The organism is Variovorax sp. P4_D9, assembly GCF_056401695.1.
Window position 1 is genome coordinate 1 of the sequence record NZ_JBFUIU010000621.1, and the last position, 5,320, is coordinate 5,320.

Sequence of the window (5,320 nt, forward strand, 5' to 3'; positions counted from 1 at the left end):
GTATCAGACATACAGCCGCTGGCTGCATGAAAGAGGCGACAACTGTATCAGACATACAGCCGCTGGCTGCATGAAAGAGGCGACAACTACATTGACGCGCGCCGCGCTACCGATGGCTGCTCAACCGATGGTCTATCGCTGCGAAACGAACGGCAAGGTCGCCTACTCGGACGCCCCTTGCGTCGGCGCCAAGGTGATCGACGCGAAACCGACACAGGGCATGGACAAGATGGGCGGTGCTTCGCGCAAGGGCCGCGAGGTCCAGCGTGAAGAGTTCACAACGACGCTCGACAACGCGACACGCCCTCTGCACGGCCGATCGCATGACGAGATGAACGTGGTACGGCGCCGAGTCAACCTATCGGGCCGCGATCAACAGGAATGCGCCCGACTCGACGGCCTTTTTCCGACGCTGGAGGCACGATGCAGGGAGCGGAAAGGGCGAGGCGAAGGCAAGAGCCGACCTGGATCTCTACAAAGCCCGCAAGCAGTTCTTCGATCTGAAATGCTGACTGCTGCCCCGCCGGCACCAAGGTGCTGCGGCGAGCGTCCCTGACGCGCGTCAGTCGGTGTTTCAGCGCTCCGGGATGTCTACTATGGCGACATGTCGGGATCTCGGGCGCCTGAGTCATCATTGTCGGAGTGCCATTCAGGTTTCATGGCCGCATGTCACCTCTTTGGTGCTCGACAGGCGAGTCGCCTCACATGCAACTGCGTACTGGGCGTGGCGAGTTGCGCGCAAGTGCTCGCGAAGCCTGACCCCCATGATGGCTCCCGGTCTGTCAGAGGGGAATTAAGTCGCTTCGGCGCAGCTACGCCGAAAGCTACGCCGACTTCGGCGCCTCCTGCGGGCGATGCGCTTCAGGTCTGGAGGCTTGCGGGGCATTGGCCAAGAATAGCGTCGGCGCAGAAAACCGGCCAAGAAAAGGCCCGCCGAAGCGGTTCAAGACCTTGCAGGTCGGGGAGGAAACCTCTAGCTTGAACTTCAAGTTGAACCGCCCGTAAGCGCGTCCGGGCGAAGGTAAGCTTTGAGGCCCGTTGTCGGCCATCACCGGTCGGTCGATCGCAGTGCCCGATAGCGGTCGGCGCCGCTCCCGACCCTGAGGAGCCAGTCACGGCGACGACAACCGGTCAGTCGAGAGGTGACCGGAGTTGGGCCGTGATGCGCGATGAAGTGTGACGCAAGACCGAACGGTGACCTTGATGTGGGACGAGTTCAGGAGAGGATGTTGCATGATCTGTGACCAATATATCCGTCGCTCCTCCATCATGGCTCGATCGTCTGTCGTTCTCATCGCCTTGCTGTGTCATGCGGCTGCTCTGGCCGCTGGGAGCGGTCTCGGCAAATTGCATCAGTTCGGGGACTGGGTTGTAGGTTGCGACAACGGGCGCACCTGCGAAGCTCAGGGCTACGGCGCCGACGCCGAAGATGGCTCGCCAATTGGCAGGGCCGCGCTGATCGTCCGCCGCGAGGCGGGTCCAGCGCGCCCGCCAGTCTTGAGTTTCGGATACAGCACCTTCGACGACAACGCGACGAGTCCTGACGTCAGCCAGGTGGTGACCGTGCAAGTGGGCACCCTACGATTTCTGCTGCCCCCGAAAACAAGCGAGATACCACCCGCACAAGTACCGGCGCTGCTGGCCGCGGCGCTCAAGGGTGACAAGATCACTTTGTCGGCCGGGACAAAGCAATGGTCGGTGTCGCTGTCCGGTGCTGCGGCAGCACTGTTGAAAATGGACGATCTGCAGGGCCGCGTCGGCACCCCTGGCGCCCTGGTACACCGTGGCACCAAGCCGGAGGCCGAAGCGCCTGCGGTGCCGCGAGTGCAGCCCGCTCAGCTCCCTCCGACGACCGACGCCGATCGCCGACTCGGACCCAAGCTGTTCGCCGCATTGCCACGAGACGACGACTGCCCCGATTTCAACCACGAAGGGTGGCAGCAAGCGCCGCTGCGTCTCAATTCAACATCGCTGCTCATCTCTCATGCTTGCCACAACGGGGCATACCAAACCGGCAGCCGGCTCTGGCAGGTGGACGACAAGGCACCCTTCCGAGCCCGGCCACTGCGCCTGCCACAACCCGACGGTAGCACCTCCGATACGGCGGTATTAGAAACGATGTCCGGAGAAGGCGGCACGCTGTCGCTAAACGAGACTGCCAAAGCGCGCGGCATTGGCGACTGCTGGGTCACCCGCGATTGGACGTGGACCGGTGCGCAGCTGGCGCTGGTCTCGGGTCAGGAATCGCCTTGCAAACTCTTCGAGGCTGGAGGATTGTCGATTGGGCTGTGGCGGACTCGTTGAGAAAAACCCTGAGAAGCGATGAACGCCGGCCACGCGACTGCAAGTAATTGGCCCCAGACGCTTGCCTGATGAGAGCCGGCGATGCACTTGCTGCGCACTGAAATCGAACGACAGCAATGCCCCGGAGCAGGCCAGTTTGGCGGCCCAGTGGCTCACTTCCTGCGGGCTGTCTGGATCGATCGGGCGATTCGCGCGTTCGGGCGTTCGGGGTCGTCATTGTTGTCCATGGGTGGGACGCGATAGCGATCAGTGGACCTGACCCGCTGGATGTGCGCAAGTTCGTCGCTGGGGTACGCATGGGCGAAAAACTCCAGCGTGAAGCGTTCAAAGCCAAGGAGATCGCCGAGGCGGCTATCGCGCGAATCCGGCGTCAGAGCGGATCAAGCTGAACTTTGTCACCGGACGATTGGGCGCCGTTCGTGACATTTGCTCGGTCCACGGATGAGGGGATACGAGGGGGGCTCTTCGCGCTACTGGATTTCACACGGCAAGATTGAGAAATGACCGATCTAGGCAACCTCTCCGACGACGAGTTGTTTAAGCGAGCTCAAGAACTCCGCTCACAGGCGATACGGCCAAGCGAAAGCAGCCGCCCTGGCCTGCGAAGAAGAGGCCCGCAGAGCGGTCGGMCAAATGAACGCGCGAGCGGACAATGTGTAGGTGGGCGTGGGCGTGGGCGTGGGCGTGGGCGGCGCCGCAGCCGCCGAATCGGCGATCTGACGCGGTTATCAAAGCCCGCGCCCGAAACTGCACCAATCGAAGAGGAGACAACGATGAACGCATCCCGATACGCGACGATGGCCCGCAAGCACTGGACGACTTGGCTGCCGAAGAAGGTCGCGGCGCTCAAGGCGGACAACGAACTGGAGCAAGCGCTGCAGACGACGGGGAAACTCGCGCAGGAGCGGGTGGTGGAACTGATGCAGCAAGGGTTCCAGCAGCACGAAGCGGAAGAAGTCTCCCTCAGCGAACTGGTTCTCCTGAAGCCGGAGCACGGGGCCAACGTGGCGACGTGGGAGCGCGAGGAAGAGGCCGCGCTTGAAGCGATGTTCCGCAAGTAGACTGGCTCTGAGGGAGCTGACGCAGGGAGGGGTAGTGGCCGTGGTCTACGTTCTCGATCGCCTTGTCCTTCTCCCCATGCTCTCGGGTCGCACGCGACGACCGAGCTGGCGATCGACAGCGCCCCCCGCTTGGACAGCGCCTGCTGCGTCGGCTGGTGCATGTTGACGGGGATCAGTACTCCCTCGTCCTTGCGCGCGCTGCGCACCACGTAGGGCGCCTGAAACTGGTTTTCCTCGGAGGCTAGGGAATCTGTTCCAGCAGCTCGATCAGGCTCTGCTCGGTCGGCGCTTCGCGAACCATCCCCGGCAGGCTCCAGTCGACTTGGTTCAATAGGATCTGCATTGAGTCGCTCGACATCAGCGCTTGACCCCAGTTCCGCCGCGGCTCGTTCTCCGCGATCATCCACAGCTCCGGCGCCTGCTCGCGCGACATCTCCATCGCCCGCTGCGCTTCCTTCGGGTCCGCGTCGATCAGGACTTGCAGTTTCCGTGCGAGCAGATCCCGATACAGGCTTGGCGTTGGCTTGGACCGTGTCGGCACCGACAGGAGGCGCGATTGCTCCCTACTCAGATCCTGCCCGGCCGGCAGCCAGGCTTGCGGTGAAGTGTTCATAGACGTGGTCCCAATTGCCTGCTCATTGGCCTCGGTTTCCGTGGATACCTCGGTGGATACTGTGCTTTGGATAGGCCCGCGGTTGATGTCCTTCGAGGCATGGGGCAAGGCCCCTTGTTTGCGTCGATCGCCGCAGCCTCAACCCATTACCTGGTTCCAGTCGAACTGGTACCCAGCGTCCTTCAGTTCCTTGCCCAACGCGACCTTCCAGCCGCCCGCCGCGTCCATGTCCTGCCAGACAACACCCGCGAAGTCACTTGGAATCTCGACATGCCCTCGCTTGAGCGTGCACACGTTCTCTCGCCCTAGACGCCCGAGAACGTAGCCAAGCTCTAGAAGCACATTCTGTCGCGCACGTGGCTCAAGGTCGCTGTCCCTGCTGGCCCGGCCTACGTCGTCGGGAGTTAACAAGACAACGGCAAACCCAACATCTCCGAATGCCTCAACCTTTTCAATGACAGTGCGCCCTCGGTTGGCTTGCTCGTGCAGGATGATCGGTTGAAGCCCAATGCGCTCCAAGAATCTGGCGGCAGTCTCTCGTGCGGCTTCGTCATGCCCATGCACCACGAACACCTTATGGTTCGACCCAGGCACAGGCTGAGGTCTTGACCGCGATTTGCCGCGGGCGTCATTCATGACGCGCTGTGCGTGTGTACGGAAGTCACGCACAAACGGGATGATCAACTGTCGGACCATCGAATGGATACCGGCAACCGTCTTCGTACCCGACCGGAAATATGTGTGCGAGAAGTTGAGGGTGAATTGCGAACTCTCCGCCAACTTGGACAACAGCATCAACGTGAGCCCCAAGCATTCTTTGGAATCCTCAGGCCACACCAACGTCGCTCCACCCAAACCTTTCCCAGATTCCGAACTCTGCTCAAGAAAGGCATCTAAGTCCACTCCAGCCGTCAGATCCTGATTGATCGCCGACAAAGTCACGTCGTTGAGCAATCTGACAAGCGTCTTCAGGGGCCGCTCATACGTCGAAAGCTCCGCCTGTTGGAGGTCAAGTACGGCGTTGTTGATGTGCGAGAACAGGTCGGAGTCGCTCATTCCGGAGAATCCTGGAGGCGCGCCTCGGCCGCCCGATCCAAAATAGCCTGACGGTAGGACTCCTTCAGTTGTTCAAGCATTGGTCCAACCAGCGGGTTGTCTGCGTATTGACCAATCCGCGCATCAACCATTTCAGCTGCAGAGCTGATCGCTGCCTCGATGCTGCCCGGGTCTGAAGGATCAAAACTAACGCTTCCGAGCTGGCCGTCAATTTCCTTCATTGCCTTCTGTGCCGCATCCAACTGGCGGCTCAATTGGTCCAGTCCACTTATCTTCATCCTGAATC

General features: G+C 61.3%; 6 protein-coding genes. 3 read left to right on the top strand and 3 right to left on the bottom strand.

The genetic code is table 11. The annotated features are described in order from the left end of the window. The 3 genes from AC1DY5_RS40745 to AC1DY5_RS40755 all read left to right on the top strand — a co-directional run. A partial coding sequence (locus tag AC1DY5_RS40745) for a hypothetical protein (RefSeq protein WP_478120127.1) occupies nt 1-556 on the top strand: 556 nt, incomplete at its 5' end. A 647-nt stretch (nt 557-1,203) separates the two neighbouring features. Next, on the top strand, nt 1,204-2,304 hold the full coding sequence (locus AC1DY5_RS40750; RefSeq protein WP_478120128.1) for a DUF1176 domain-containing protein: 1,101 nt from the start codon (nt 1,204-1,206) through the stop codon (nt 2,302-2,304). A gap of 773 nt (nt 2,305-3,077) precedes the next feature. Further along, complete coding sequence (locus tag AC1DY5_RS40755; protein WP_478120129.1) at nt 3,078-3,365, top strand: hypothetical protein; 288 nt, start codon at nt 3,078-3,080, stop codon at nt 3,363-3,365. Nucleotides 3,366-3,606: 241 nt separating this feature from the next. Here AC1DY5_RS40755 and AC1DY5_RS40760 read toward each other — a convergent pair whose 3' ends face one another. The 3 genes from AC1DY5_RS40760 to AC1DY5_RS40770 form a co-directional block, all read right to left on the bottom strand. Further along, nucleotides 3,607-4,086, bottom strand: coding sequence for a hypothetical protein (locus AC1DY5_RS40760; protein WP_478120130.1), 480 nt, complete (start codon nt 4,084-4,086; stop codon nt 3,607-3,609). A gap of 30 nt (nt 4,087-4,116) precedes the next feature. Next, a complete protein-coding gene (locus tag AC1DY5_RS40765) occupies nt 4,117-5,034 on the bottom strand; it encodes a TIR domain-containing protein (protein WP_478120131.1) in 918 nt (305 codons plus the stop codon). Next, on the bottom strand, nt 5,031-5,320 hold a 290-nt coding region (locus tag AC1DY5_RS40770), incomplete at its 5' end, for a hypothetical protein (RefSeq protein ID WP_478120132.1). The genes AC1DY5_RS40765 and AC1DY5_RS40770, both read right to left, overlap by 4 nt.